Annotated in this window: 16 protein-coding genes and 1 pseudogene; 5 read left to right on the top strand and 12 right to left on the bottom strand. The window is 75.9% G+C overall.

The window, feature by feature from the left end; translation table 11 throughout:
- Positions 1-50: 50 nt before the first annotated feature.
- The 4 genes from IEY94_RS15890 to eno all read right to left on the bottom strand — a co-directional run bounded on the left by IEY94_RS15890 (position 51) and on the right by eno (position 3509).
- Positions 51-959, bottom strand: a complete 909-nt coding sequence (locus IEY94_RS15890; RefSeq protein WP_189170941.1) for a Ppx/GppA phosphatase family protein — start codon at positions 957-959, stop codon at positions 51-53.
- A complete protein-coding gene (locus IEY94_RS15885; protein WP_229784010.1) occupies positions 956-1480 on the bottom strand; it encodes a DUF501 domain-containing protein in 525 nt (174 codons plus the stop codon). The genes IEY94_RS15890 and IEY94_RS15885 overlap by 4 nt, the downstream gene beginning before the upstream one ends.
- Before the next feature lie 89 nt (positions 1481-1569).
- Entirely contained in the window at positions 1570-2160 is a 591-nt protein-coding gene (locus tag IEY94_RS15880) for a septum formation initiator family protein (protein WP_189170940.1), read from the bottom strand.
- A gap of 68 nt (positions 2161-2228) precedes the next feature.
- Positions 2229-3509 carry a phosphopyruvate hydratase gene (gene eno, locus IEY94_RS15875; RefSeq protein ID WP_189170939.1) on the bottom strand — a complete coding sequence of 427 codons (1281 nt, stop codon included), beginning with the start codon at positions 3507-3509 and terminating at the stop codon, positions 2229-2231.
- 283 nt (positions 3510-3792) lie between these two features.
- Here eno and IEY94_RS15870 point away from each other — a divergent pair, with 283 nt between their 5' ends.
- The gene (locus IEY94_RS15870; protein ID WP_189170938.1) at positions 3793-4419 is read left to right on the top strand and encodes a PilZ domain-containing protein; all 627 of its coding nucleotides are present in this window, start codon (positions 3793-3795) and stop codon (positions 4417-4419) included.
- Between the two features lie 55 nt (positions 4420-4474).
- Here the strand turns inward: IEY94_RS15870 and IEY94_RS15865 are convergent, their stop codons facing one another.
- The 3 genes from IEY94_RS15865 to mfd are packed head-to-tail and all read right to left on the bottom strand — an operon-like array spanning position 4475 to position 9947.
- Positions 4475-5584 (bottom strand): nucleoside triphosphate pyrophosphohydrolase, encoded by a 1110-nt coding sequence (locus IEY94_RS15865; RefSeq protein ID WP_189170937.1) that lies wholly within the window; start codon positions 5582-5584, stop codon positions 4475-4477.
- Positions 5581-6318, bottom strand: a complete 738-nt coding sequence (locus tag IEY94_RS15860; protein ID WP_189170936.1) for a SurA N-terminal domain-containing protein — start codon at positions 6316-6318, stop codon at positions 5581-5583. The genes IEY94_RS15865 and IEY94_RS15860 overlap by 4 nt, the downstream gene beginning before the upstream one ends.
- Before the next feature lie 26 nt (positions 6319-6344).
- Entirely contained in the window at positions 6345-9947 is a 3603-nt protein-coding gene (gene mfd, locus IEY94_RS15855; protein ID WP_189170935.1) for a transcription-repair coupling factor, read from the bottom strand.
- Positions 9948-11020: 1073 nt separating this feature from the next.
- Between mfd and IEY94_RS15850 the strand changes: the two genes are divergently transcribed.
- Positions 11021-12760, top strand: coding sequence for a hydrogenase maturation protein (locus tag IEY94_RS15850; RefSeq protein WP_189170934.1), 1740 nt, complete (start codon positions 11021-11023; stop codon positions 12758-12760).
- A gap of 272 nt (positions 12761-13032) precedes the next feature.
- Here IEY94_RS15850 and IEY94_RS23630 read toward each other — a convergent pair.
- A pseudogene (locus IEY94_RS23630) lies at positions 13033-13898 on the bottom strand (SDR family NAD(P)-dependent oxidoreductase).
- A gap of 217 nt (positions 13899-14115) precedes the next feature.
- Complete coding sequence (locus tag IEY94_RS15840) at positions 14116-14661, bottom strand: SRPBCC family protein (protein ID WP_189170933.1); 546 nt, start codon at positions 14659-14661, stop codon at positions 14116-14118.
- Between the two features lie 130 nt (positions 14662-14791).
- Between IEY94_RS15840 and IEY94_RS15835 the strand changes: the two genes are divergently transcribed.
- Positions 14792-15268, top strand: coding sequence for a hemerythrin domain-containing protein (locus tag IEY94_RS15835; protein WP_189170932.1), 477 nt, complete (start codon positions 14792-14794; stop codon positions 15266-15268).
- A gap of 54 nt (positions 15269-15322) precedes the next feature.
- Here IEY94_RS15835 and IEY94_RS15830 read toward each other — a convergent pair whose 3' ends face one another.
- Positions 15323-16357 (bottom strand): LD-carboxypeptidase, encoded by a 1035-nt coding sequence (locus tag IEY94_RS15830; protein ID WP_189170931.1) that lies wholly within the window; start codon positions 16355-16357, stop codon positions 15323-15325.
- A 744-nt stretch (positions 16358-17101) separates the two neighbouring features.
- Between IEY94_RS15830 and ppc the strand changes: the two genes are divergently transcribed.
- Positions 17102-19792, top strand: coding sequence for a phosphoenolpyruvate carboxylase (ppc, locus tag IEY94_RS15825; protein WP_229784066.1), 2691 nt, complete (start codon positions 17102-17104; stop codon positions 19790-19792).
- A gap of 135 nt (positions 19793-19927) precedes the next feature.
- Here ppc and IEY94_RS15820 read toward each other — a convergent pair whose 3' ends face one another.
- Positions 19928-21307: a carboxypeptidase-like regulatory domain-containing protein gene (locus tag IEY94_RS15820; protein WP_189170930.1), complete on the bottom strand. Its 1380-nt coding sequence runs from the start codon at positions 21305-21307 to the stop codon at positions 19928-19930.
- A 271-nt stretch (positions 21308-21578) separates the two neighbouring features.
- On the bottom strand, positions 21579-22760 hold the full coding sequence (locus IEY94_RS15815; protein ID WP_189170929.1) for a glycosyl hydrolase: 1182 nt from the start codon (positions 22758-22760) through the stop codon (positions 21579-21581).
- Between the two features lie 164 nt (positions 22761-22924).
- Here IEY94_RS15815 and cysC point away from each other — a divergent pair, with 164 nt between their 5' ends.
- Positions 22925-24433 (top strand): adenylyl-sulfate kinase, encoded by a 1509-nt coding sequence (gene cysC, locus IEY94_RS15810; protein WP_189170928.1) that lies wholly within the window; start codon positions 22925-22927, stop codon positions 24431-24433.
- Positions 24434-24465 lie beyond the last annotated feature (32 nt).

Genomic DNA, 24465 nt, shown 5'->3' with positions numbered 1-24465 from the left:
CGGCGCGGTGCGGTGAACTGTCGGGTAATCGACAGTTCCTCCACTGTCGATCACCGCAGGCTGGCGGCGATCCCGTCCAGGATGTCGTGCTCGCTGACGGTAACGAATTGGTGACCCGTACGCTCCATAGCCGTACGCAGCACCAACGCGCCGGCCGCGATGACGTCCGCGCGGCCCGGGTGCATGACCGGCAGCGCCCGGCGGGCGGCAACGCTGCTGGTCAGCAGCTCGTCGGTGACGCGCGCCACATCCCCGTACGGGATCACCGCGTGGTGCAGCCGGACCGGGTCGTACGCCCGCAGCCCCAGGGCCAGCGCCGCGACGGTCGTCACGCTGCCGGCCAGGCCGACGAACGTCGCGGCCGTGCGGCCGGGCACCGCGTCCAGCGCCGCGTCGACGGCCGCGGTGATGTCGGCGGCGGCCGCGGCGACCTGGTCGGCGGTCGGCGGGTCGGCGTGCAGGTGCCGCTCGGTCATCCGGACGCAGCCGACGTCGACCGACCGGGCGTGCGCCACCGCGGTGTCGCCGAGGACGAACTCCGTCGAGCCGCCGCCGATGTCGACGACCAGCCGCGGGCCGGGCGCCGCCAGGCCGTCGATCGCCCCGGCGAACGAGAGCCGGGCCTCCTCCGCGCCGGAGATGACCTCCGGGGTGACGCCGAGGGTGGCCTCGACCATCGCGGTGAACTCGGCGGCGTTCTCGGCGTCCCGGCTGGCCGAGGTCGCGCACATCCGCACCCGGGCGCAGTCGTGCGCGGCGATCAGCCCGGCGTACCGGGCCAGCGCCGCGCGGGTGCGGTCCAGCGCGGCGGGGGCGAGCCGGCCGGTCCGGTCGACGCCCTCGCCGAGCCGGACGATCTCCATCTCGCGGACCAGCTCGGTCGCGCCGGCCGGGTGCAGGTCGGCGACGAGCAGCCGGACCGAGTTCGTGCCGCAGTCGACGGCGGCGACCCGGCTCACGCGTCCGCCCCGCGGCAGGGGGTGGCCCAGAACTCGCCGATCAGCTCGCGCACCTCGTCGCCGAACGGGTTCACGCCCGGGCCGGCGGCCAGCGCGTGCCCGAGGTGGACGTGCAGGCACTTGACCCGGCCGGGCATCCCGCCCGCGGACACCCCGGCGATCTCGGGTACGTCGCCGATCGCCCCGCGCACGGCCAGGTAGTGCTCGTGCGCCCGCCGGTACCGGTCGGCCAGCTCGGGCTCGGCGGCCAGCCGGTCCGCCATCTCCCGCATCAGCCCGCCGGACTCCAGGCGGCTGCACGCGGCGGTGGCGTTCGGGCAGGTCAGGTAGAAGACCGTCGGGAACGGCGTGCCGTCGGCCAGCCGCGGCGTCGTCTCGACGACGTCCGGCTTGCCGCACGGGCAGCGGTGGGCGACGGCGCGGGTGCCGCGCGGGGTGCGGCCGAGCTGCGCCGCGACGGTGGCGAGGTCGGCGGGCGTGGCCGGCTCGCGGTGCGGCAGCGCGGGCGGTGCGGACTTCACGGTGCTCCCGGGGGTTGCTGGGCGACTCGGCGGTGCGGTGCGGTGCGGGCGCGGGGCGGTGCGGTGGGTGCGCGGTGGCGGGCGCGGGATCAGGGGCGGCCGGCGGCGTCGGCCGAGGCGACGCTGGACCACAGCTTCTCGGACCAGCTCGGCTCGGCCGGGCGCCGGTCCGGCGCGGTGGCCGGGCCGGGGCCGCGGTCGAACACGACGTACGCCTTCTCGCCCGGGAAGATCATGTAGAACCGGCGGCGGGCCTCCTTGGCCACGTACGCCTCGTCCTCCCAGAGCAGCTTCTTCTCCTTCAGGGCGTCGATGCTGTCCCGCTTGGCGGCGTTGGCGGCCTCCAGCCGGGCGATCTCCGCCCGCTGGTTGAGCAACTGGCGGACCGGATAGGTGTACCCCAGCGCGAGCGCCAACAGCAGCAACAGCAGCACCCCGGCGCGCCCGGTCAGCCGGCGCGGCGGCCGGGCGCTGACCCGCTCGGTGCCGGGGCGGCCCGCCGGGGCGCGGCGCGGCCCGGCGGGGCGAGCGGCCGGGGCGCGGCGGGCGCCGTCGCGCGGCTCCCGCTCCCTGGCCGTACCGCGGGGCGTGCCGCCGGTCCGGCCGGCGCGGGCGCCGCCGGCGCGGGCCGGACCGGCGCGCCGCGTGGTGCCCGGCCCGGCCGGCTGACGACGCTGCATGCCCCGATCGTAGTGCGTCGGCCGACCCGTACGGGTGAGCCGCCCCCGGTGGGTCCGCTCCGGCGGGGTCAGCCGCGCAGGCGCGGGAAGGCGGCGGCGCCGGCGTACCGGGCCGCGTCGCCCAGCTCCTCCTCGATGCGCAGGAGCTGGTTGTACTTGGCCACCCGGTCCGACCGGGCCGGCGCGCCGGTCTTGATCTGGCCGCTGCCGACGGCGACGGCGAGGTCGGCGATCGTGGTGTCCTCGGTCTCGCCGGAGCGGTGGCTCATCATCGTCCGGAAGCCGGCGCGGTGGGCCAGGTCGACCGCGTCGAACGTCTCGGTCAGCGTGCCGATCTGGTTGACCTTGACCAGTACCGCGTTGGCGGTCTGCTCGGCGATGCCGCGGGCGATCCGCTCGGGGTTGGTGACGAACAGGTCGTCGCCGACGAGCTGGGTCCGGGCGCCGAGCGCGGCGGTGATCGCCGCCCAGCCGGCCCAGTCGTCCTCGGCCAGCGGGTCCTCGATGGACACGATCGGGTAGCTCTCGACGAGCTTGGTGTAGTACGCGACCAGCTCGTCGGCGCTCTTGGCGGCGCCCTCGAACCGGTACGCGCCGTCGGCGAAGAACTCGGTCGCCGCCACGTCCAGGGCGAGCGCCACGTCGGCGCCGAGCCGGTACCCGGCCTTCTCGACGGCCTCGGCGATGAGGTCCAGGGCGGCGGCGTTGGTGGGCAGGTTCGGCGCGAAGCCGCCCTCGTCGCCGAGGCCGGTGGACAGGTCCCGCTTGCGCAGCACGGCCTTGAGCGCGTGGTACACCTCGGTGCCGCAGCGCAGCGCGTCGCCGTACGTCGGCGCGCCGATCGGCGCGATCATGAACTCCTGGACGTCGACGTTGGAGTCGGCGTGCGCGCCGCCGTTGAGGATGTTCATCATCGGCACCGGCAGCAGGTGCGCGGTCGGGCCGCCCAGGTACCGGAACAGGCTCAGGTCGGCCGAGTCGGCGGCGGCCTTGGCCACGGCCAGCGAGACGCCGAGGATCGCGTTGGCGCCCAGGTCGGCCTTGTTCGGGGTGCCGTCCAGGTCCAGCATGACGGCGTCGATCGCGCGCTGGTCGCTGGCCTCGTGGCCGATCAGCTCGTCGACGATCCGCTCCTCGATGTTCTCGACGGCCTTGCGCACGCCCTTGCCGAGGTACCGGCCGGTCTCCCCGTCGCGCAGCTCCACCGCCTCGAACGCCCCGGTCGACGCCCCGGAGGGGACGGCCGCCCGGCCGGTGGAGCCGTCGTCCAGCCCGACCTCGACCTCGACCGTGGGGTTGCCCCGTGAGTCCAGGATCTCCCGAGCCAAGATTGCCTCGATGGTAGCCATTGCTCCTCCTCGCGACGTCCGGTACGGGTTGTCCGAATCCCTGCGGGCACCCACCGCGAGGGTATCCAGTCGGTGGGGCCGCGCCGCGCCGGCCCGCGGAACTGTGACGGGACGCGCCGCGCGTCCCCCGGCCGACCCGCCGGCCCGGCTCGCGCATGGGAGGATCCCCGGCCCGCGCGTGGCGGATCCCCGGCCCGCCGCGGCGGATCTTCGGCCCGCGCCCGGGGATCTTCGGCCCGCGGCCGGGCCGGATTCGCGGCCGGCGCGTGGGAGGATCAGGGCGATGAGCGGACCGAACCTGCCCGGCACGGGGTCCCGGGTCCAGGTCGTCGTGGACGGCGTCCTGCACCCCTGCCGGGTGGAGCGCGCCGACGCCGGCCGGCTGACCCTCACCGCCCCGGCCGCCATCGCCGCCGCGGACGCCCCCGCGGCGGGCGTGACGCTGGGCCTGCGCTGGACCGACCAGCGCGGCCGGCACGACGCGCCGGTGCACCTGGCGACCGTCCGCCCCGAGCCGCACGGCACGTGGGACGTCGAGGTCGTCGGCGCTGTCGCGGTCGCCCAGGAGCGGGCGTACGTGCGCGGGGGCGGCGGCGAGCCGCTGCGGCTGCGCCGCACCGACCCGCCCGGCCAGCCGGTCGAGGCCGAGGTGGTGGACGTCGGCGAGCGCGGCGTGCGGGGGCGGTTCCGGTTCGTGGACGTGGCGCCGGGCGACCCGGTGTCGGTGGAGTTCGCCCTGGACGACGGGCCGGTGGACGTCCGCGGGCGGGTGCTGCGGGTGATCGAGCAGCCGGCGCTGCGCTCCGTCGACGTGGTGGTGGTGTTCGAGCCGTCGGAGGCGCAGGCGACCCGCATCCGCCGGCACGTGCTGGCGGCCCAGCTCCGCGCCCGCACGGGCCGCGCCGGCTGACCCGGCCCGCAACGATCCGGCCGGCCCGATCGAGGGCTCGCGGTCGGCCCGCGGCCTACTCGCCCGGCGCGGTGACGCCCGGCCCGGCCGCGGTCGGCCCGGCGGCCCCCGGGCCGGCCGCGGGCGGGGCGGCGACGGTCTCGGCGGCGCGGAGGCGGGACAGTTCGGCCAGCGCGGCGCGGCGCAGCGCGGCCTCCGGGTCGTAGCCCGTGCGCCGCGCGGCGACGGCCAGCGCGTACAGCGCCGCCCCTACCGACTCCTCCCCGCCGGGCGGCCCGACCGCACCGCCGGGCCCGGCCGACCCGGCCGCCGGTGCGACGCCGGGTCCGTCCGGCGATTCCGGGGCGGCCGCGGGGCGGGCGCCGGCGGCGAGGCCCGCGCGCTCGGCCCGGTCGTGGATCTTGGCGGCCAGGGCGAGAGCCGGCTGGCCGAGCACGATCCCGTCGAACGCCGACGTCCGGCCCTTCTCCGCCCGCTTGATCCGCTCCCACTGCCCGGTGATCGCGTCCAGGTCGGTCACCTCGGCGTCGCCGAACACGTGCGGGCTGCGCCGGATCAGCTTCTCCGCCAGGTCGCCGGCGACGTCGTCGACCGTCCACGGCTCGTCCGCGGTCTCGCCCAGCCGGGCGTGCAGGACCACCTGGAGCAGCAGATCCCCCAGCTCCTCGCGCAGCGCGTCCGGGTCGCCGGCCTCGATCGCGTCGAACGTCTCGTAGCACTCCTCGATCAGGTACGGCGCGAGGCTGCGGTGGGTCTGCCGGCGCTTCCACGGGTCGCCGCCGGGCGACAGCAGCCGGTCGATCACCGCGACGACGTCGAGCAGCCGGGCGCCGGGCGGGTCCCACGAGCCGGGCAGCACCTCCAGCGCGGCCCGGCCGGGCTCGCGGGCGAGCCGGTGGCCCAGCTCCCGGGCGAGCGCGGCGTCGCCGTCGGGCGCCGCCAGCCACACGGCCGTACCGTCGGCGTCCGCGGCGGCCAGCAGCGCGTCGGCGGGCGGCCCCGCCGGTACGGCGATCGGCACGCCCTGGGCCCGGACGGCCGCGACGGCCGGCGACTCACCCGCGGCGAGCACCGGGTGCGCGCGCAGCAGGTCCCACGCGGCGGCCGACAGCAGCCCCGCCGGCAGCCGCGGCGAGGTGACGAGCAGGACGACCCGGGCGCTCACCCGTGGTCGTGGCCCGGGTCGGGCTCGGCCGGGGCGGCCGTGCGCGGGGCGTCGGCGGGCGCGTCCTTGACCGGTACCGACGGGCCCATCGGCACGGCGTAGTACGACTCGGCGCTCTGGATGTCGAACGGCACCCGGAAGTCGCTGCCGTACCGCGGGTTCACCGTGACCCGGGCGTCGGTCAGCGCCCTGGCCACGAGGTCGCGCAGCGCCAGCGGCACGCCGAGGGTCTCGGTGCTGAAGTTGTTGGACACCGCCTCGAACGGCTCGCTGAGCGGACGGCCCTGGATGGTGGTGTTGCGGTACGCCTCGCGCTTCTGCTCCTCCGACGGCGCGACCGGCTTGACCCGGCTGCGCAGCGCGTCCTGGCCGGCGACGTACTTGGCGAACAGCGGGGTGAGCCGGATCTGCGGCGGCAGCTTCTGCGCGGTGGCGAACTCGTTCAGCGGCACCTGCGCGACCGGGATGCTGTTGGCCCTGGCGTACGCGTCGACGGCGTCCCCGACGATCATCAGCCGCAGTACCTGGGCGCGCAGGTCGGTCCGGTTGACGGCGGCCTGGTTGGCGGCGGGCAGGCTGGCCACGTACTCGTCGGCGACGGCCGCGACCTCGGTGTCGCTGATCCGCCGGTCGCCGACGTACGCGGCGACCCCCGGATCGGACCGACAACCCACGAGCCCGGCCAGCGCGAAGCCGGCCACCCCGATCACTGCGACGATGCGACGACCCTGCATGTACCCACCCTCCCACACGCGGGCGGTCAGGTGCCGGCCGGTGGCCCGAGCACGTCGGACAGGAGCTGTCCGACCCAGTCCAGCAGCGCCAGGTCGCGCAGCGGGTTGCCGCCGACCCGCCGGTCCCGCGGGTGCGGGACGCTGACCTGCTCGGTGACGGCCTTGTACACGGCGTCGGGGTGGTACCGCTTGAGCCGGAGCTGCCGGGAGTCGGGCAGGGCGAGCGGGGCCAGCCGGATGTGCTTGCCCTGCAACGACACGTCGGTCAGCCCGTACGCCCGGGCCAGCAGCCGGAACCGGGCCACCGCGACCAGGTTGGCCACGGCGGCGGGCGGCTCGCCGTACCGGTCGGTCATCTCCGCGACCACGCCGGCCAGGGCGTCGGCGTCGCGGGCGGCGGCGAGCTTGCGGTACATCTCCAGCCGCAGCCGCTCCACCCCGATGTAATCGTGCGGCAGGTGCGCGTCGACCGGCAGGTCGACCTTGACCTCGACCTCCTCCTCGGGGCGCTCGCCCTTGAACGCCTGGACGGCCTCGCCGACCATCCGGACGTACAGGTCGAAGCCGACGCCCTCGATATGCCCGGACTGCTCCCCGCCCAGCAGGTTGCCCGCGCCCCGGATCTCCAGGTCCTTCATCGCCACGTACATGCCGGCGCCCAGCTCGGTGTGCTGGGCGATGGTGGCCAGCCGCTCGTGCGCCTGCTCGGTGAGCGGCTTCTCCCGCGGGTACAGGAAGTACGCGTACGCCCGCTCCCGCCCCCGCCCGACCCGGCCGCGGATCTGGTGCAACTGGGCCAGGCCGAGCAGGTCGGCCCGCTCGACGATGAGGGTGTTGGCGTTGGCGATGTCGATGCCGGACTCGACGATCGTGGTGCAGACCAGGACGTCGAACTCCTTCTCCCAGAAGCCGACCATCACCTTCTCCAGCGCCTCCTCGGACATCTGCCCGTGGGCGACGGCGACCCGCGCCTCGGGCACGATCTCCCGGATCCGGCGGGCCGCCCGGTCGATCGACTCGACCCGGTTGTGCAGGTAGAAGACCTGGCCGTCGCGGAGCAGCTCGCGGTGGATGGCGGCGGCGATCTGCTTGTCGTCCTGCGCCCCGACGTACGTCAGGACGGGGTGCCGCTCCTCCGGCGGGGTGGCGATCGTGGACATCTCCCGGATGCCGGTGATCGCCATCTCCAGCGTCCGCGGGATCGGCGTGGCGGACATCGTGAGCACGTCCACGCTGGCCCGCAGCGTCTTGAGGTGCTCCTTGTGCTCGACGCCGAACCGCTGCTCCTCGTCCACGATCACCATGCCCAGGTGCTTGAACTGGGTGGCCCTGGACAGCAGCCGGTGGGTGCCGATGACGATGTCGGCGGTGCCGTCGCCGACCATCTCCATGGTCCGCTCGGCCTCCTTCGGCGTCTGGAACCGGGAGAGCTGCCGGATCGCCACCGGGAACTGGCCCATCCGCTCGGTGAAGGTGTTGAAGTGCTGCTGGGCGAGCAGCGTGGTCGGCACGAGCACCGCGACCTGCTTGCCGTCCTGGACCGCCTTGAAGGCCGCCCGGACCGCGATCTCGGTCTTGCCGTACCCGACGTCGCCGCAGATCAGCCTGTCCATCGGGGTGGACTTCTCCATGTCGCCCTTGACCTCGTCGATCGCGGCGAGCTGGTCCGGCGTCTCGGTGTACGGGAAGGCGTCCTCCAGCTCCCGCTGCCACGGGCTGTCCGGCGCGAACGCGTGGCCCTTGCTGGCCTGCCGGGCGGCGTAGAGCTGGATGAGCTGGGCGGCGATCTCCTTGACCGCCTTTCGCGCCCGGGCCTTGGCCTTCTGCCAGTCGGCGCCGCCCATCTTGTGCAGGGTCGGCTGCTCGCCGCCGACGTACCGGGAGAGCTGGTCGAGCTGGTCGGTCGGCACGTACAGCCGGTCCGGCGGCTGGTTGCGCTTGGACGCGGCGTACTCGATCACCAGGTACTCCCGGTCCGCGCCGTTGATCTTGCGCTGGACCAGCTCGACGTACCGGCCGATGCCGTGCTGCTCGTGCACCACGTGGTCGCCGGGGCGCAGCTCCAGCGGGTCGATGGTGTTGCGCCGGCGGCTCGGCATCCGGCGCATGTCCCGGGTGGTGGCGCCGCGGCCGCCGGTGATGTCCTCGCCGGTGACGACGATCAGGTGCTCGTCCAGGGCCAGGCCCTCGTGCAGCCCGCCGCAGGTGACCGTGATCGCGGCGGCCGGCGGCGCGGCCTCGACCGCGTCGACCAGCGTGGCGCCGAGGCCGGCGTCCCGGAGCACCTCGATCGCCCGCTGGGCCGGGCCGGGCGCGGCGAAGACCAGCACGACCGCGGCGCCCGCGGCCGTCCACCGGGTGAGGTCGGCGACGACCCGCTCGGTCTCGCCGTGGTACCGCGGCACCGCCGCCGCCGTCGGGGTCAGCGCGGTGCCCTCGTCCGGCGCGACCTCGGCCGCCGGTACGGGGTCCAGCCACGGCTCGGCCGCGGCGGGCTCCGCGCTCTCGCCGGCGATGCCGAACGGCGCCAGCGTCCACCAGGCCAGCCCGAGCTTGTCGGCGTGCCCGCGGACCTCGGCCAGCGTCCGGAAGGCGGCGGCGCCCAGGTCGATCGGCGCCCGCCCCGCCGCGCCGGCCGCGGCCGCCCAGCTCGCCTCGAGGAACTCCGCCGAGGTACGGGTGAGGTCGTGCGCCCGGGCCCGGATCCGCTCCGGGTCGCAGAGCAGGACGTGGGTGTGCGCCGGCAGGCAGTCGATCAGCAGCTCCAGCCGGTCGGGGCCGAGCAGCGCGGGCGCCAGCGACTCCATCCCCTCGACCGGGATGCCCCCGGCGAGCTTGTCCAGCAGCTCGGCCAGCTCGGGGTGGTCCCCGGCCAGCGCGGCGGCCCGCTCCCGGACGTCGTCGGTGAGCAGCAGCTCCCGGCACGGCGGTGCGTCCAGCCGGTCGACCGGCTCGATCGTGCGCTGGTCGGCGACGGCGAAGGTCCGGATCTCCTCGACGTCGTCGCCCCAGAACTCGACCCGCAGCGGATGCTCGGCCGTCGGCGGGAACACGTCGAGGATGCCGCCGCGGACGGCGAACTCGCCCCGCTTGGTCACCAGGTCCACCCGCGCGTACGCCAGGTCGGTCAGCCGCCGCGCCATCTCCGCCGGGTCGGCGGTGGCGCCGGTGGTCAGCGTGACCGGCGGCAGGTCGCCGAGGCCCTTGAGCTGCGGTTGGAGCAGCGACCGGACCGGCGCGACCAGCACCCGCACGGGCCCCTCGACGGTGTCCTCGGGGTGGGCCAGCCGGCGCAGGACGGCCAGCCGCCGGCCGACGGTGTCCGAGCGCGGGGACAGCCGCTCGTGCGGCAGCGTCTCCCAGGCGGGGAAGACGGCGATGTGCTCCGGCGGCAGCAGGCAGGCCGCCGCTTCGGCGAGGTCGTCGGCCTCCCGGCTGGTCGCCGTCACCGCCAGCACCGGCCGCCCGGCGCCGGACCCGGCGGCGGCCAGCAGCGCGACGACGTACGGTCGCAGCGCCGCCGGCCCGGTCAGGTCCACCGCCTCGGGGTGCGCCGCCGCGGCGAGGGTGCGCGCGCGGGCCAGCGCGGTGTCGCCGAGGACGGCCGGCAGCAGACCGGCGAGCTTCATCGCGGAACCTCCGGGAGCAGTGCGCGCGGCCGCGGGACGCGGGGCGCGGGCGGTCCCCCGACCATATCGGCCACCCCCGTCATTGCCGGCGGGCGCCGGGGCGGGTCCGGCGCATCCCGGGGTGAATCCGCCCGAGCGGGGTCATTCGGGCGGCCGGGTCGGCGCCCGCCGGGTCGCCGGCTCCGGCACCCGCCGCTCGCGCTGTGGGCGCCCCGCGGCGGCGGCCCGGCCGGGGGCGGCCACGACCCCACTCTCCACCGCGCGGTCGGGCCGCGGCGAGCGGGGAGCAGCGGGGTGGCCCCGGCCACGACCCGGCGGGCGGGGCGGATGCGCGCAGAAGGCCGCGGTACCGGCGGCGGGGCGGGCTGCCGGGCGGTGGTCGCGTGCGGAACCCCGCGGCGCCGGCTGCGTCGCGGGGTTCGCTATCTCGTGGTGCCGAGTGCGCGCGCCGTCGTACGCGGGCGGGAGCGCCGGGGCCACGCCGGCGGGTGTCGGCGGGGTACGGCGCGCGGGCGCTCCCGGTCGGCCCGTACTGTCCGTGCTCTATCTGGCAGTGCGACGTCCGGTCGCGACGCTAACAATGCGCCGATGTAATGCCCTGTTAGTCGCACCACACTGTCGGCTTGCCGACAGTTAGCTTGCCCGCGGGGCCCGCGACCAGGCATTTGAACAGGAGCAGCGCGCGAATCTGCAACTTGCACACATCGACCCGTAACCATCCGCCACTCGGGCCGTTTCCCAGAGCGACGGCGCTGATCCATCGACCCGGACCCATCCACCGCACGTTCACGCGCACGTCACCGACCGGCCGCCCGGAGGGCGCGCCGGCATCTTGCGTCTCCGTCATGTCGCACATGCTGTCCGTCGATCGCGCGCGAATCGGCATGACAATGCTTCGGCCTCACAAATTGGTCCACACAGGATCTACCTGCACTTCTTCCCCTCCCCATCCCACCGCACGCCGGCGACGGCCGGGCGGCGCAGGGCGGCTTCGTGGGCGCCGCGATCCCTGGACCGAGGCAGTCGGGGCCGACCGGGACCGGCCGGCCATGGTGTGCAAAAGGGGATGCGACGTGCGAGTGCTGCTGCTGGTTTCCGCCTTCAACGGACTCAGCCAACGGGTCTGGTGTGCACTGCGGGAAGCCGGCCACGACGTCGGCGTGCTGCTGGCGACGAGCGAACAAGCGATCATCGAGGGCGTGGCGGCGGCCAATCCGGACCTGGTCCTGTGCCCGTTCCTCAAGGAGCGGGTGCCGGCGCGGGTGTGGCAGCGGTGGCGGACGGTCATCATCCACCCCGGACCGGTCGGCGACCGCGGACCGTCCTCGCTGGACTGGGCGATCACCGAGGGGGCGCCGCGCTGGGGGGTCACGGCGCTCGAGGCGATCGACGAGATGGACGCCGGCCCGATCTGGGCCAGCCGGACGTTCCCGCTGCCGGCGGAGCCGGCGCGCAAGTCGGCGGTGTACAACGGACCGGTCGCCGACGCCGCGCTGGAGTGCGTGGCCGAGGTGGTGGCCAAGGCCGCCGACCCGGCGTTCCGGCCCACGCCGCTGGCGGCGGCCGCCCCCGGCGTACCGGGGGCGCGGCTGCGGCCGGCGATGACCGGGGCCGACCGCGCGTGCGACTGGTCCGACCCGACGGCGCACCTGGTCCGCCGGGTCCGCGCGGCCGACGGCGCCCCCGGCGTCCGGGCGACGCTGGGCGGCCGGCCGACGCTGATCTTCGACGCGCACCCCGCCGGCCCGGTCCCCGGCCGCGCGCCCGGTACCGTGCTCGCCCAGCGCGACCACGCGATCCGCGTCGCGACCGGCGACGGCAGCGTCTGGCTCGGCCACCTGCGGGCGCCCGCCGACGGCGGCGGCCCGCGGATCAAGCTGCCGGCGACGACGCTGCTCAGCCGGCGGCTGCGCGGCGTGCCGCGGACGTCCCGGGCGGGCGAGGGCGGGGACGGCCCGGCCGAGATCCGGTACCGCCGGGACGACGCGGTCGGCTGGCTGACGTTCGACTTCTACAACGGCGCGATGTCCAGCGGGCACTGCCGCCGGATGCTGGCCGCGCTGCGCCACGCCGCGCAGCAGGACACCCGGGCGATCGTCCTGGCCAGCGGGCCGGAGGTGTTCAGCAACGGCATCCACCTCAACGTGATCGAGGCGGCGAGCGACCCCGCCGCGACGGCGTGGACGAACATCAAGGCGATCAACGCCGTCTGCCGGGCCATCACCGCGAACACCCGGCAGGTGGTGCTCACCGGGTTCGGCGGCCCGGCCGGCGCGGGCGGCGTGATGCTGGCGCTGGGCGCGGACATCGTGACCGCCCGGGACGGCATCGTGCTGAACCCGTACTACGACATGGGCCTGTACGGCTCGGAGCTGCACACGTACACGCTCCCCCGGCGGGTCGGCAGCCGGCTGGCCCGGCAGCTCCTGGAGGACAGGCTGCCGATCGGCACGGCCGCCGCGCTGCGGCTGGGGCTGCTCGACGACGTCGGGCCATGCGACCACGCGGCGTACCTGGACTGGCTCGGCGAGGTCGCCGCGCGGGCGGCCGAGCCGCGCCGGGCGGCGGCGCTGTGCGCGGCGAAGGCCGACCGGCTGGCGGCGGAGCCGGTGCCGCTGGACGCGTACGAGGCGCGCGAGTTGGCGGAGATGAGCCTGGACATGTTCGACGACCGGTCCGACTTCGCGGGGGCGCGGCACGACTTCGTGCACAAGGTACGGCCGCAGTCGACCCCGGCCCGGCTGAGCCACCGGCCGCCGGCGACGATCCGGATCGTCCGCCCGCGCAAGCCGCTGGTGGCGGCGGCGCCCTGACGCCGCGCCGGGCCCCGGACGGCGGCGGCCGTCCGGGGCCCGCGACGAAGGCCGAAGGGGTGGGATCGCCCGACACGCGACCCCACCCCTTGCGCGGCACGCCGGGCCCCGACGACCCGACCTGGCGGGCGGCTCCTCACCACAGAAGCCGCGATTCTCCCCGATTTCCCCGTAATTGGGGCGACTGAGCCCAGTGAACAGCACTCCGCGCTGTGACCGCAACGGCGCAATACGTAATGGCGCCTACGACGTCCGGAATCCATCGATCAGGGTCAGCGGACCGGTCGGGCGGGCCCGGCCGAACGACGGCGCGCCCGGTCCGACCGGCCGGTGGGGGTCGCGCGGGGCCGGCCGGGCGCCGCGTCAGCCGGGGTGGGTCTCGCCGCCGACCGGCGCCAGCACCTCGCCGGAGTAGTGCGAGGACAGCCGCTCGCTGGCGAGGAACACGTACGACGGGGCGATCTCGTCCCGGCTGCGCCGCCCGCCCCATCGGTGCCTGCCCGCCGAACCCGCCGGCCCTCTCGGCGTCGAACGTGGCCGGGATCAGCGGCGTCCACACCGGCCCCGGCGCGACGCAGTTGACCCCGGATCCCGCGGTCCAGCAGCGACTGCGCCAGCGACATCGTGAAGGCGAGCACCGCCCCCTTGGTCGCCGAGTAGTCGATCAGGTCGCGGTTGCCCCGCAGCCCGTTCACCGAGGCCGTGTTGATGATCGCGGCGCCGGCCCGCAGGTGCGCCAGGGCGGCCCGGGTGACGTGGAAGTAGCTGCCGACGTTGACCGCGAACGTGTGCTCCCACTGCTTCGGGTCGATGTCCTCCCACCGCTGCGCCGGCCGCTGGTACGCGACGTTGTTCACCAGCACGTGCCGGCCGCCCAGCTCGACCACGGTCCGCTCGACGACCTCGGCGCAGTGGTGCTCCTCGGCCGGGTTGCCGGGCAGCAGACGCACCGGCGGCCGGCGGCGCGGACCAGCTCGGCGGTGTACTCGGCGTCGTCGTGCTCGTTGAGGTACGCGAGGGCGACGTCCGCGCCCTCCTTGGCGAACGCCACCGCGACGGCCCGGCCGATGCCGGAGTCCCCGCCGGTGATCAGGGCGACCCGGTCGCGCAGGAGGTCGCGGCCGGGGTGGTCGGCCATCGTGTCCCGCGGCGCCGGGTCCGGGTCGCCGCTGCGGCCGGGGTACGGCTGCTCCTGCGGGGGCGGGGCCTGCTGCGCGTCGTCTGCCATGCCCGACCCATACCCACCCGCCGGGCCCGTACCCGGACGCCACCGGGCCGGGCGCGGGCCCGGCGGGCCGGCGGCGGGCGGCGGCGCGGGTCGCGGGCGGGGCGGCCCATCGGGCTGGCGGGGGCGGTCAGATGAGCGGCAGGTTCTCCCGACCCGGCCGGACGGCCAGGCCCGGCAACTCCGCCCGGAACGCCGCCTCGGTCGGCGACCGCCGGACGCGGTGCAGGTCCGCGGCGGTCACCGCCGGGTGGGCGCGCCGGGTGGTGCCGCCCTCCAGGTACGCCTTGAACCGGCGCAGGTCGCCGCGCACCCGCTGGTCGACCAGGCCGAGCCGGTCGCCGACCTGCTCGGCCGCCCCGGCGGGGACGAAGTCCAGCCGGGCGGTGACCCTGGTGCGGGCGCCGTCCACCGGCTCGAACGTGACCTCGCCGCGGTGCGCGACGCCGGTGGCGACCCAGGCGATCCGCCGGTCCGGGTCGCGGGCGGTGATCTCGGCGTCGAACTCCCGTTCCACGCCCGCGATCCGGGTCCGCCAGTGGGTGTGCGTGGCGGTGGTCTGCTCGACCTCCTCGACGCCGGACATGAACTCCGGGAACCGCTCGAACTGCGCCCACTCGTGGTAGACGGCGTGCACCGGGGCAGCCACCTCGACGCTCTCCAGGACCGTGGACATGCCACTCCCTTCCTCACTGGCCGTACTGCGTGCATTGCCGTAAGTGACAACCCCCAAACCCTGGCGTAGCGGCCGCGGCCAGGGGGTATGCGATGGGGTGTCCGATCATCTGCGGCTCTCGGAGGCGAACATGGACGGGATCGTGCTGCTGCGCGACGACCACAAGAAGGTCGAGCAGCTCTTCAAGGAGTTCGAGAAGACCAAGGACTCGGCCACGAGCGCCGCCAAGCGCAAGCTCGTCGACAAGATCTGCAACGAGCTGACCACGCACGCGTACATCGAGGAGACGGTCTTCTACCCGGCCGCCCGGGAGAGCGTGCCGGCGACCGACGAGCACGTGCTCGAATCGGTCGAGGAGCACCACGTCGTCGCGTGGCTGCTCTCCGAACTGCGCGAGCTGGACCCGCGGAACGAGACCTTCGACGCGAAGGTGACCGTCCTCATCGAGAACGTCCGGCACCACGTGCAGGAGGAGGAGCAGGACTGGTTCCCCGAGGTGCGCAAGGCGCTCGGCCGCAACCGGCTCGCCGAGCTGGGCGAGGAGATGGCCAAGGCCCGGTCCGCCGCGCCGGCCGACCCGCTGGCCCTCCAGTCGGCCCGGGTCTGAGCGCGGCCGCACGGCCCGGCGCGCCCCGCGGCGCCGCCGGGGCCGTGCCACGCCTCAGTAGTGGGCGCTGATCGTCCCGGTGGTGGCGTCGACGCGGATCCGCCCGCCGTACGGCAGGACCGCCTGCGGGTCGGTGTGCCCGAAGTCGACGTCCAGCACCAGGACCGCGCCCGGCGCGTACTCGGCCACCGCGCGGCGCACCGCGGCGTGCTGCCGCGCGGTGTACACCGCACGCTGGTCCAGCCCCCGCCGGTCGTGGATGCTCCACGCCTTCGGCCGCCCCGCCAGCACCGCGCCGAACCGGCTCAGCAGGCCGCGCTCCCCCAGCGCGCGCAGCACGCGGTAGACCTCGACGTCCGTCATCAGCTCCTCGGACGTCTCCAGCAGCAGCACCCCGCCGTCCAGCCGGAGCCCGTCCGGGCCGTCCGGCAGCCGGCCGGCGAGCACCAGCCAGGGCAGGACGTCCAGGCAGCCGCCCCACGACGGACCCTCGACGGTGGCGGTCGCGCCCGCCCACACCCACGGCGTCGCCGGCCGCATCGGCGGCGGCGCGGCGTGCGGGTCGTTCCAGTCGGCGTCCTCGTCGGTGAACCCCGCCGGCACGTCGAGGGCGTGCCAGCCGGTCGCGTGCAGCGCCGTGCGCAGCCAGTGCATCGAGTACGGGTGCGGCCCGCCCGCCCGGCCCGGGTGGACCATGACGGAGCCGCCGTACCAGCCGCCGACGCCCAGCCCGGCCAGGTGGTGGAGCAGGCAGGTGTTGTCGGAGTAGCCGAGGAACGGCTTCGGGTTCGCCGCGAGCACCTTGTCGTCCAGGTGCGGCAGCACGGTGAGCTGGTCGTCGCCGCCGATCGTGGCGAGCACCGCGGCGATCGAGTCGTCGGCGAACGCCGCGGTCAGGTCGGCCGCCCGCGCGGCCGGCGAGCCGCCGACCCGGGTGGTCGGGTACTCGACCGGGACGAGGCCCGGGTCGTCGCGGAGGACCCGGAGGCCGCGCTCGTACACGTGCGGGAACACGTCGGCGAGGGCGGCCGACGGCGAGACGACGGCCACCCGGTCGCCGGGCGCCACCTTCGCGGGACTGGTCAGCATGGCGCCACGCTACGCCGCCGACGTGCGGCGATGGGGGCACCCGCGACCACCGTCGCCGGTACGGGGAGGGCCGCGGCGGGGCCGGTGCCGCGGATGTGTGTCGGGTAGGTACCCGCTGGTCAAGCGCTACCGCGGCGGCCCCACCCCCACCTCCGACAGCCGGCGGACATGGCGGTGGCCCACCCCCACCCCCACCCCCACCTCCGGCAACCGGCAACCGGCGGACATGGCTGGGGTCGGCGCGGGTGAGGGTGCGGCTCGGTGTGGCGGGTGCCGGTCCGGTGCGCGGGCGGCGTGTGGCGCGACTCACGTCCCGCACCGGGCGGGCGCGGCGGCCGGTCGGATCGGCCCGCGCGCCGGGCGGCCGCCGCCCCGGCAGGCCCTCCACCCATACGATTTCCGGTTGCCGGGCGGCCCAGCCGTTGATCTTCACGCCGCTCCCGGTCGCACCCGCCCCCGGTGATCATGTCGAGCGGACGGACCGATCGGGCATATGGCCGTCGCTTCGGCGTGATCACGGAATTCGGGTCCGCGGAAGGCAGCGACGGCGGCGGGCGGCGTGGCAACGTATCGCTCATGCGGGATGGCGGAGCGCTCATGCGGGGCGGCGGGACGGGCGAACGGGCAACGGCCGTGGACGGCGACAGCGGCACCCACGGGACGACCGACGGAGCGGGCACGGGCGACGGTGCCGCTGCTGGTCGGGCGGGCAGCGGGCAGGGGTCCGGCGCTGACGGGGCGGCGCTGCGCGCCGACATCCGGCGGCTCGGCGCGCTGCTCGGCGACACCCTCGCCCGGCAGGAGGGCTCCGGCCTGCTGGCGCTGGTCGAGGAGGTCCGCGCGCTGGTCCGCGCCGACGACGACGCCGCGGCCCGCAAGCTCGCCGGGGTGGACGTCGGCACCGCGACGCTGCTGGCCCGCGCCTTCGCCACGTACTTCCACCTGGCCAACATCACCGAGCAGGCGCACCGCGCCCGGGCGCTGCGCCGCGAGCGGGCGGCGCACGGCGGCTGGCTGGAGCGGGCCGGCGCCCGGATCGCCGCCGCCGGCATCCCGGCGGCGGAGGTGGCCGAGGCGGCGGCGCGGCTGGCGGTCCGGCCGGTGTTCACCGCGCACCCGACCGAGGCGGCCCGCCGGTCGATCCTGATCAAGCTGCGGGCGGTGGCCGACGTGCTGGACGCCGAAGCGGCCGAGGCCGCGCTCACCGGCACGCCCCGGCCGGACGACGCCCGGCTGGCCGAGCTGCTCGACATGCTCTGGCAGACCGACGAGCTGCGGGTGCACCGGCCGGAGCCGACCGACGAGGCGCGCAACGCCGTGTACTACCTGCGCGACCTGGCCGGGGGGCCGGTCGGCGCGGTCCTCGACGACCTGACCGCGGCGCTCGCCGGGCTGGGCGTGACGCTGCCGCCCGGCGCCCGGCCGCTGAGCTTCGGGAGCTGGATCGGCGGCGACCGGGACGGCAACCCGTACGTCACCCCGGCGGTCACCCGCGACGTCCTGCTGATCCAGCACGAGTACGGCCTCCAGGCGGTCGAGCAGCTCGTGGACGGCCTGATCGCCGAGCTGTCGGTCTCCGACCGGCTGCGCGGGGTCAGCCCCGAGCTGCGGGCGGGCCTCGACGCCGACCTGGCCGCGCTGCCGGAGATCGAGGCCCGGCTGCGCCGCAACCACGACGCGGAGCCGTACCGGCTGAAGCTGCGCGCGATCCGCGCCCGGCTGGCCCACACCCGGCACCGGCTGGCCGCCGGCCGCCCGGTGGCGCCCGGCCGCGACTACGCCGACGTCGCCGGCGTCTGCGCCGACCTGGCCGTGCTGCGCGACTCGCTGGCCGCGCACGGCGGCCGCCTGGCGGCCGACGGCCGGGTGGCGACGGCCCTGCGCACGGTGGCCGCCTGCGGGCTCGGCCTGGCCACGCTGGACATCCGCGAGCACGCCGACGCCCACCACGCGGTGCTGGCCCACCGGTACGCCGAGCTGGGCGAGACGGACTACGCCGCGCTGGACCGGCCCGCCCGCACCGCCCTGCTGGCCGGCGAGCTGGCCGGGCGCCGGCCGCTGTGGGGCGCCGACCCCGACCTGCCGGACGGGCCGGCGCGGACGCTGGCCACGTTCGCGACCGTGCGGGCGGCGCAGCAGCGGTTCGGGGCGTCGGTGGTCGAGTCGTACATCATCTCGATGACCCGCGGCGTGGACGACGTCCTCGCCGCGGCCGTGCTCGCCCGGGAGGCCGGGCTGGTCGACCCGGCGGCCGGGCGGGCGTCGATCGGGCTGGTCCCGCTGCTCGAGTCGACCGCCGAGCTGGCCGACGCCGGCCCGCTGCTGGACGCGCTGCTGCGGGTGCCGGCGTACCGGGCGATTGTGGCGGCCCGCGGGGACGTGCAGGAGGTGATGCTCGGCTACTCGGACTCCAACAAGGACGCCGGCATCGCCAGCGCCCAGTGGGGCATCCACCGGGCGCAGCGCGCGCTGCGCGACGCGGCGGCCCGGCACGGCGTGCAGTTGCGCCTGTTCCACGGCCGGGGCGGGACGATCGGGCGCGGCGGCGGGCCGACGCACGAGGCGATCCTCGCCCAGCCGTACGGGACGCTGGACGGCGCGATCAAGGTCACCGAGCAGGGCGAGGTGATCTCGGACAAGTACACCCTGCCCGGCCTCGCCCGGGAGAACCTGGAGCTGACCGTCGCCGCCACGCTGGAGGCCACGGTGCTGCACCGGCGGCCGTCCGTGCCGGCCGGCACGCTCGCCCGCTGGGACTCGGCGATGGACGGGGTGGCGGCGGCGTCGCTGCGGGCGTACCGCGAGCTGGTGGACCACCCGGACCTGCCGGCGTACTTCTGGGCGACCACGCCGACGTCGCTGCTCGGCGCGCTGAACATCGGCTCCCGCCCGGCCAAGCGCCCCGACGCCGGGGCGGGGCTGGGCGGCCTGCGGGCGATCCCGTGGGTGTTCGGCTGGACGCAGTCGCGGCAGGTCGTCCCCGGCTGGTACGGCGTCGGCGCGGGCCTGGCCGCGGCGCGCGCGGCGGGCCTCGGGCCGGTGCTGGCGGAGATGTACCGGGAGTGGCGGTTCTTCCGCACGTTCCTGTCCAACGTGGAGATGACCCTGGCGAAGACCGACCTGGCCATCGCCCGCCGGTACGTCGAGTCGCTGGCGCCGCCGGAGCTGTGGCCGATCTTCGACCGGATCCGGGGCGAGTTCGACCGGACGGTGCACGAGGTGCTGGCCGTCACCGGCCAGGCGGCGTTGCTGGACGACCAGCCGGCGCTGCGCCGCACGCTCGCGGTCCGGGACACCTACCTGGAGCCGCTGCACCACCTCCAGGTCGCGCTGCTGACCCAGCACCGCGCGGCGGACGCTCCGGACGGCGACCTGGAACGCGCCCTGCTCACCACGGTCAACGGGATCGCCGCCGGCCTCCGCAACACCGGCTGACCGCCGGCCGGCCCGCCCACCCGGCCGACCGGTCCGGGGTGAGCCGGTCGGCGGTAACGGAGCGAGGTCGCCGCACGCGGGCAACCCCGCGACCGGGGGGACCGATCGCGGGGTTGCCCTGTGAGGGTGTCGGGGTCAGCCCAACGGGGTGGCGCCGCGGCGCCGGCGGGCCAGGAAGCGCAGGCCCACGCCGCCGGCGACGATCGCGCCGCCGCCGACCAGGACGCCGGCCAGCGAGGCCCCGGTCACCGGGAGGGTGCTGCCGTCGGTCTCGGTGTTCGCGACCGGCTTGGTGCTCGGCTCCGGCTGCGGCTCGGGGTCGGTGGTGCCGGTGTCCCCGCCGCCACCGCCGCCCGGCTTGGTCGGCGGCGCCTGGACGGTCACCTTGCGGATCAGGATCCGCGGGCGGCACCTGCGGTCCTCGCCGAGCGCGACCAGGCGGTGCTCGCCGCGCAGGTCGGCCGGCAGGTCGACCTCGACCGAGATCCGGCCCTCGCCGTCGGCCTTCACGACGGTGATCACGGTCGGCTCGCCGTACAGCAGGATCGCGACGTCGCTGCCGGGCCGGAAGCCGTCACCGGTGAGGACGGTCGCCTTCGGGCCGGCGATCAGCGCGTCGCCCTTGGAGCTGCCCAGCTCGCCGGACTTGTGGAACTTCTTGTGCGGGACGACCCACACGCCGAGGGTCTTGGTGGCGCTGGCCAGGCCCGGCTCGCCGGCCTCCGGGGCGCGGGCGGCGCTGCGGACGGTCAGCTCGTGCAGGCCGATCTCGCCGGGCCGCAGCTTGAAGAAGTACCGGCCCTTGCGGTCGGTCTTGGCCCGCAGCACCTTGCCGTGCCGGCCCCTGTCGCCCTTGCCGTACCGGCGGCACCGGTCCGAGCAGGCGCTCTCCAGCGTGATCTCGTGCCGGGCGACGGGGGCGCCGTCGGCGTCGGTCAGCTTGCCGGAGACGAACACCTTGCTGCCCTTGACGACCAGCGTCGGCTCGGACTCGGCCGTCAGCGTCGGCGCCTCGCACGGCGCGGCGATGAGGGTGAAGGTGCCCTTCCAGGCTGTCGAGATCCAGGCCCCGGCGTGGCCGGTGAGGTTCGCCTCGCCCGGCACCGAGTAGTACGCCGCGCCGCGCTCCTCGGAGGCGAGCTTGGCGAACGCCGGCTTGCCCTTGGCAGCCTTGGCGACGATGAACTTCGGCGCGGGCACCTTGCTGCGGTGGCCGACGCCGTCGATCCGGAACACCCAGTCGCCGTCGTCGCTGCAGTCCAGCTCCTTCGGCAGCGTGCTCAGTACGGACGCCGCTCCCTTGCTGTCCTTGTCGCCCTTCAGCTCCGGGGCGTTCAGGTCGGGCAGCGACTTCACCGGGCCCGTGAGCTTGGCCGCACTGTCCGCAATGGGCTCCGGCGGCGCGGCCACCGCGGCGGCGGCCGGGGCACTGAGGCCGAGAGCGAAGGCACCGAGCGCCAGGCTGAGCCGGGTGGTGACGCCGCCGCCGCGGCGGCGTCCTGACTGAGTAACCACTGTGTGCACCTCGACATCGGATGGAATCGTGCCTGCACACATCGGAACGATGAACACGGGGCGTCGGCTTCGGGCACGCACCACTTAAGACCGAATGCCGTGAACCGGCGGGCCGTTCACCCGGCGCCGCCTCGACCGCCCGCGCCGACACACCCAAATCGACCGAATCGCGCGATTCTGGAGATCATTCCCGATCGCGGGGCACGGCCCGGAAAAGCAGGACCCCGCCGCCGGCGGGCCGGTGGCGGGGTCCTGCGGTGGTCCGGTGTGGTCAGCGGCGCGGTCCCACGCGGACCGAGAAGACCGGGTCGCGGGCCAGGGTGCGGAACGCGTCCAGCCCGGCCCGGGTCCGGGTCGGCCGGGAGTCGCGCTTGCGCTGGTCGCTCGGGGTGTCGAAGTAGACCATCGCGCGGATCCGCGGGAAGTTGCCGATCTGCCGGGCCACGCTGCGGTAGAAGCGCTCCTGGTGGGCGGTGTTGGCGCCCGAGTGCCAGACCCCCCACTCGGCGACCATCAGCGGCTTGTCCGGGTGCCGGGTGGTCGCCCAGGTGTAGAAGCCGGGCCAGCCGTACCGGGCGGAGCGGCGGTTGACCAGCTCGGCGAAGTCGCCGTGGCCGTAGCCGGGGTCGCTGTAGGCGTACGTGTCGAAGCCGATCCAGTCGACCACGTCGTCGCCGGGGTACAGCGCGTCGAACCACCACTGGCTCGTCAGCTTCGGGTAGGCCATGTGCACGATGACGCTGACCAGGTTCGTCGCGCCGCGGCTGCGCAGCCGGGTGACGACGTGCCGGTACATGGCCGCGTAGTCCTCGGCGGTGTACCCGGAGCCGGGGCGCGGGCGCACGTCGTCCTCGGGCTCGTGGTGCACGGTGAAGAAGAAGCGCTCCCGGTGGGTGCGGCGGATGTGCGCGGCGAGCCGGTCCAGGTACCCGTCGGCGCCGCCGCGGGCGATCTCGGCCCAGCTCAGCCTGGTCGGCTTCCAGTTGAGGAAGAGCAGCCGCTCCCGGCCGCGCTCGGCGGCGAGCCGGCGCTCGGCGGCCGTGGGGAACAGGCCCTTCTGGCCGCGGTGGTACGCGTGGTAGATCGACTGGGTGCGGCCGGTGCTGCGCTCGAAGGCCGCGAGCGCGCGGGTCCCGCGGTCGACGGTGAACGCGCCGGGCGCGACGCCCCACAGCACCCCGCAGGTGGGGACGAGCTTGAGCCCGACCCGGCAGTCGGGGGCGAGCTTGCCCGAGCCGCTGGGCGCGGGCGCGGGGCCGAGCCGGGTGGCACCGGAGACCGACGGGCTCGGCAGCACCGGCTTGCCGAGCTGCCGGGAGGGAAGCGGCCGGACGGCGTACCACGCCGCGCCGGCGATGAGGACGAGCGTCCCGGTGGCGGCGGCGACGCCGGTCCGCCACGGGATCGCCGCGACCCGGACGGGCAGCCGGCGGCGGGCGGGGCGCTTGCTCATCCGGGCTCCTCACAGCAGAGTCTGCAATATCCGGCAAAAGCCTACAAAAGCGTACAAGTACGAACGAACGGCATAGCCGCCTCGACCTCGTCCGACGGTCCTGACAGACTGTGCCGGTCGGTCGTGCCGGACCGGCGATTTCCGGGGCCGAGGAGAGGGTCGCGTTGGATAGGTCACCGCTGCCCGAGGACGTGCTGCGCGACTCGCCCACCCACACCCCCCGCCCGGCCGAGCTGGCCGACCTCGAACTGCTCCTCAGCGGCGCGTACACCCCGCTGGCCGGCTTCCACGGCGCCGCCGACCTGCGCGCGGTCGCCCAGCGCGGCACGCTCGCCGACGGCACGCCGTGGCCGGTGCCGGTCACGCTGGAGCTGCCCACCGCCGTCGCCGAGCAGCTCGGCGGCGACCGCCGTACGGTCGTGCTCACCGACCCCGAGGGCGCGCCGATCGCCGCGCTGTCCGCGACCGACCTCTGGCCCGCCGGGCCCGGCGCCGCCGGCGTCGGCGGGTCGGTGCAGCGGGTCGGCGACGGCGGGCACCGGCCGTTCGCCCGGCTGCGGCTCACCCCGGCCGAGGTGCGCGCGACGCTGCCGCTCGGCCGGGTGCTCGGCGTGCTCGCCGACCGGCCGCTGCACCGGCCGCAGCTCGCCCAGATCACCCACGCGGCCCGGACGCTGTCCGCGCACGTCCTCGTGATGGTCCCGGTCGACGAGCCGGGCCCGGACGGGCTCGCGCCCGAGGTGCTCATGCGGACCGTGCTCGCCGCCCGCGACCGGCTCCCCCGGGCCACGATCGTGGCCGTCCCCGCCCCGCGCCGGCCGGACGAGATCGGCACCGCGGTGCTGCGCTCCCGGGTCGCCGCGGCGTACGGCGTGACCCACCTGCTCTCCACCGGCGAGGCGATGATCTCCGGCGGCGGGCCGCGGGTGCTCGTGCCGCGCGACCTCGCCTACGACAAGCGGGACGGGCAGTGGCGCTCGCTGGAGGAGATCCCGCCCGGCGCGCGCCGGCTCGCGCTGCGCCCGGACGAGATCAACGACACGCTGGAGCGCGGCTTCCCGCTCCCCGAGTGGCACACCCCGCCGGCGGTCGCCCGCGAGCTGGCCCGGGCCCGCCCGGCCCGCCGGCACCGCGGGCTGGTGCTGTTCTTCAGCGGGCTGTCCGGGTCCGGCAAGTCCACCGTGGCCCGGGCCGTCGCGGACACGCTGCGCGAGGACGGCCAGCGCACCGTCACCCTGCTCGACGGCGACGTGGTGCGCCGCGAGCTGTCCGCCGGGCTCGGCTTCGGCAAGGCCGACCGGGACGCCAACGTGCGCCGGATCGGCTGGGTCGCCGCCGAGATCGCCCGGCACCGCGGGCTGGCCATCTGCTGCCCCATCGCGCCGTACGCCGCGGCCCGCGCCGCCGCCCGCCGGGCGGCCATCGAGGCCGGCGCCGGGTTCGTGCTGGTCTGGATCTCCACCCCGCTGGAGGTGTGCGAGCAGCGCGACCGCAAGGGCCTGTACGCCAGGGCCAGGGCCGGGCAGCTCGCGAACTTCACCGGCATCGACGACCCGTACGAGGAGCCGACCGACGCCGAACTCGTCATCGACACCACCCGGCTGAGCGTCGACGAGGCCGCCGCGGTGGTGCTGGGGTACCTGGCCGAGACGGGCTGGGTCGAGCCCGCGTAGCCCCGGGCGGCGTCTCGACGATCGGCGGTTGA

It is taken from the genome of Pilimelia anulata (assembly GCF_014647895.1).
Taxonomy (GTDB): domain Bacteria; phylum Actinomycetota; class Actinomycetes; order Mycobacteriales; family Micromonosporaceae; genus Pilimelia; species Pilimelia anulata.
The sequence above is the reverse complement of the archived record's forward strand: the minus strand, read 5'-3'. Positions and strand labels throughout refer to the sequence as shown.

Bases quoted from the DNA above. Each gene is read 5' to 3' on its own strand.
- IEY94_RS15830 (WP_189170931.1), bottom strand. From the start codon at position 16,357: ATGCTGACCAGTCCCGCGAAGGTGGCGCCCGGCGACCGGGTGGCCGTC.
- IEY94_RS15860 (WP_189170936.1), bottom strand. From the start codon at position 6,318: ATGCAGGGTCGTCGCATCGTCGCAGTGATCGGGGTGGCCGGCTTCGCG.
- IEY94_RS15870 (WP_189170938.1), top strand. From the start codon at position 3,793: ATGAGCGGACCGAACCTGCCCGGCACGGGGTCCCGGGTCCAGGTCGTC.
- IEY94_RS15835 (WP_189170932.1), top strand. From the start codon at position 14,792: ATGGACGGGATCGTGCTGCTGCGCGACGACCACAAGAAGGTCGAGCAG.
- IEY94_RS15880 (WP_189170940.1), bottom strand. From the start codon at position 2,160: ATGCAGCGTCGTCAGCCGGCCGGGCCGGGCACCACGCGGCGCGCCGGT.
- mfd (WP_189170935.1), bottom strand. From the start codon at position 9,947: ATGAAGCTCGCCGGTCTGCTGCCGGCCGTCCTCGGCGACACCGCGCTG.
- IEY94_RS15815 (WP_189170929.1), bottom strand. From the start codon at position 22,760: ATGAGCAAGCGCCCCGCCCGCCGCCGGCTGCCCGTCCGGGTCGCGGCG.
- eno (WP_189170939.1), bottom strand. From the start codon at position 3,509: ATGGCTACCATCGAGGCAATCTTGGCTCGGGAGATCCTGGACTCACGG.
- IEY94_RS15840 (WP_189170933.1), bottom strand. From the start codon at position 14,661: ATGTCCACGGTCCTGGAGAGCGTCGAGGTGGCTGCCCCGGTGCACGCC.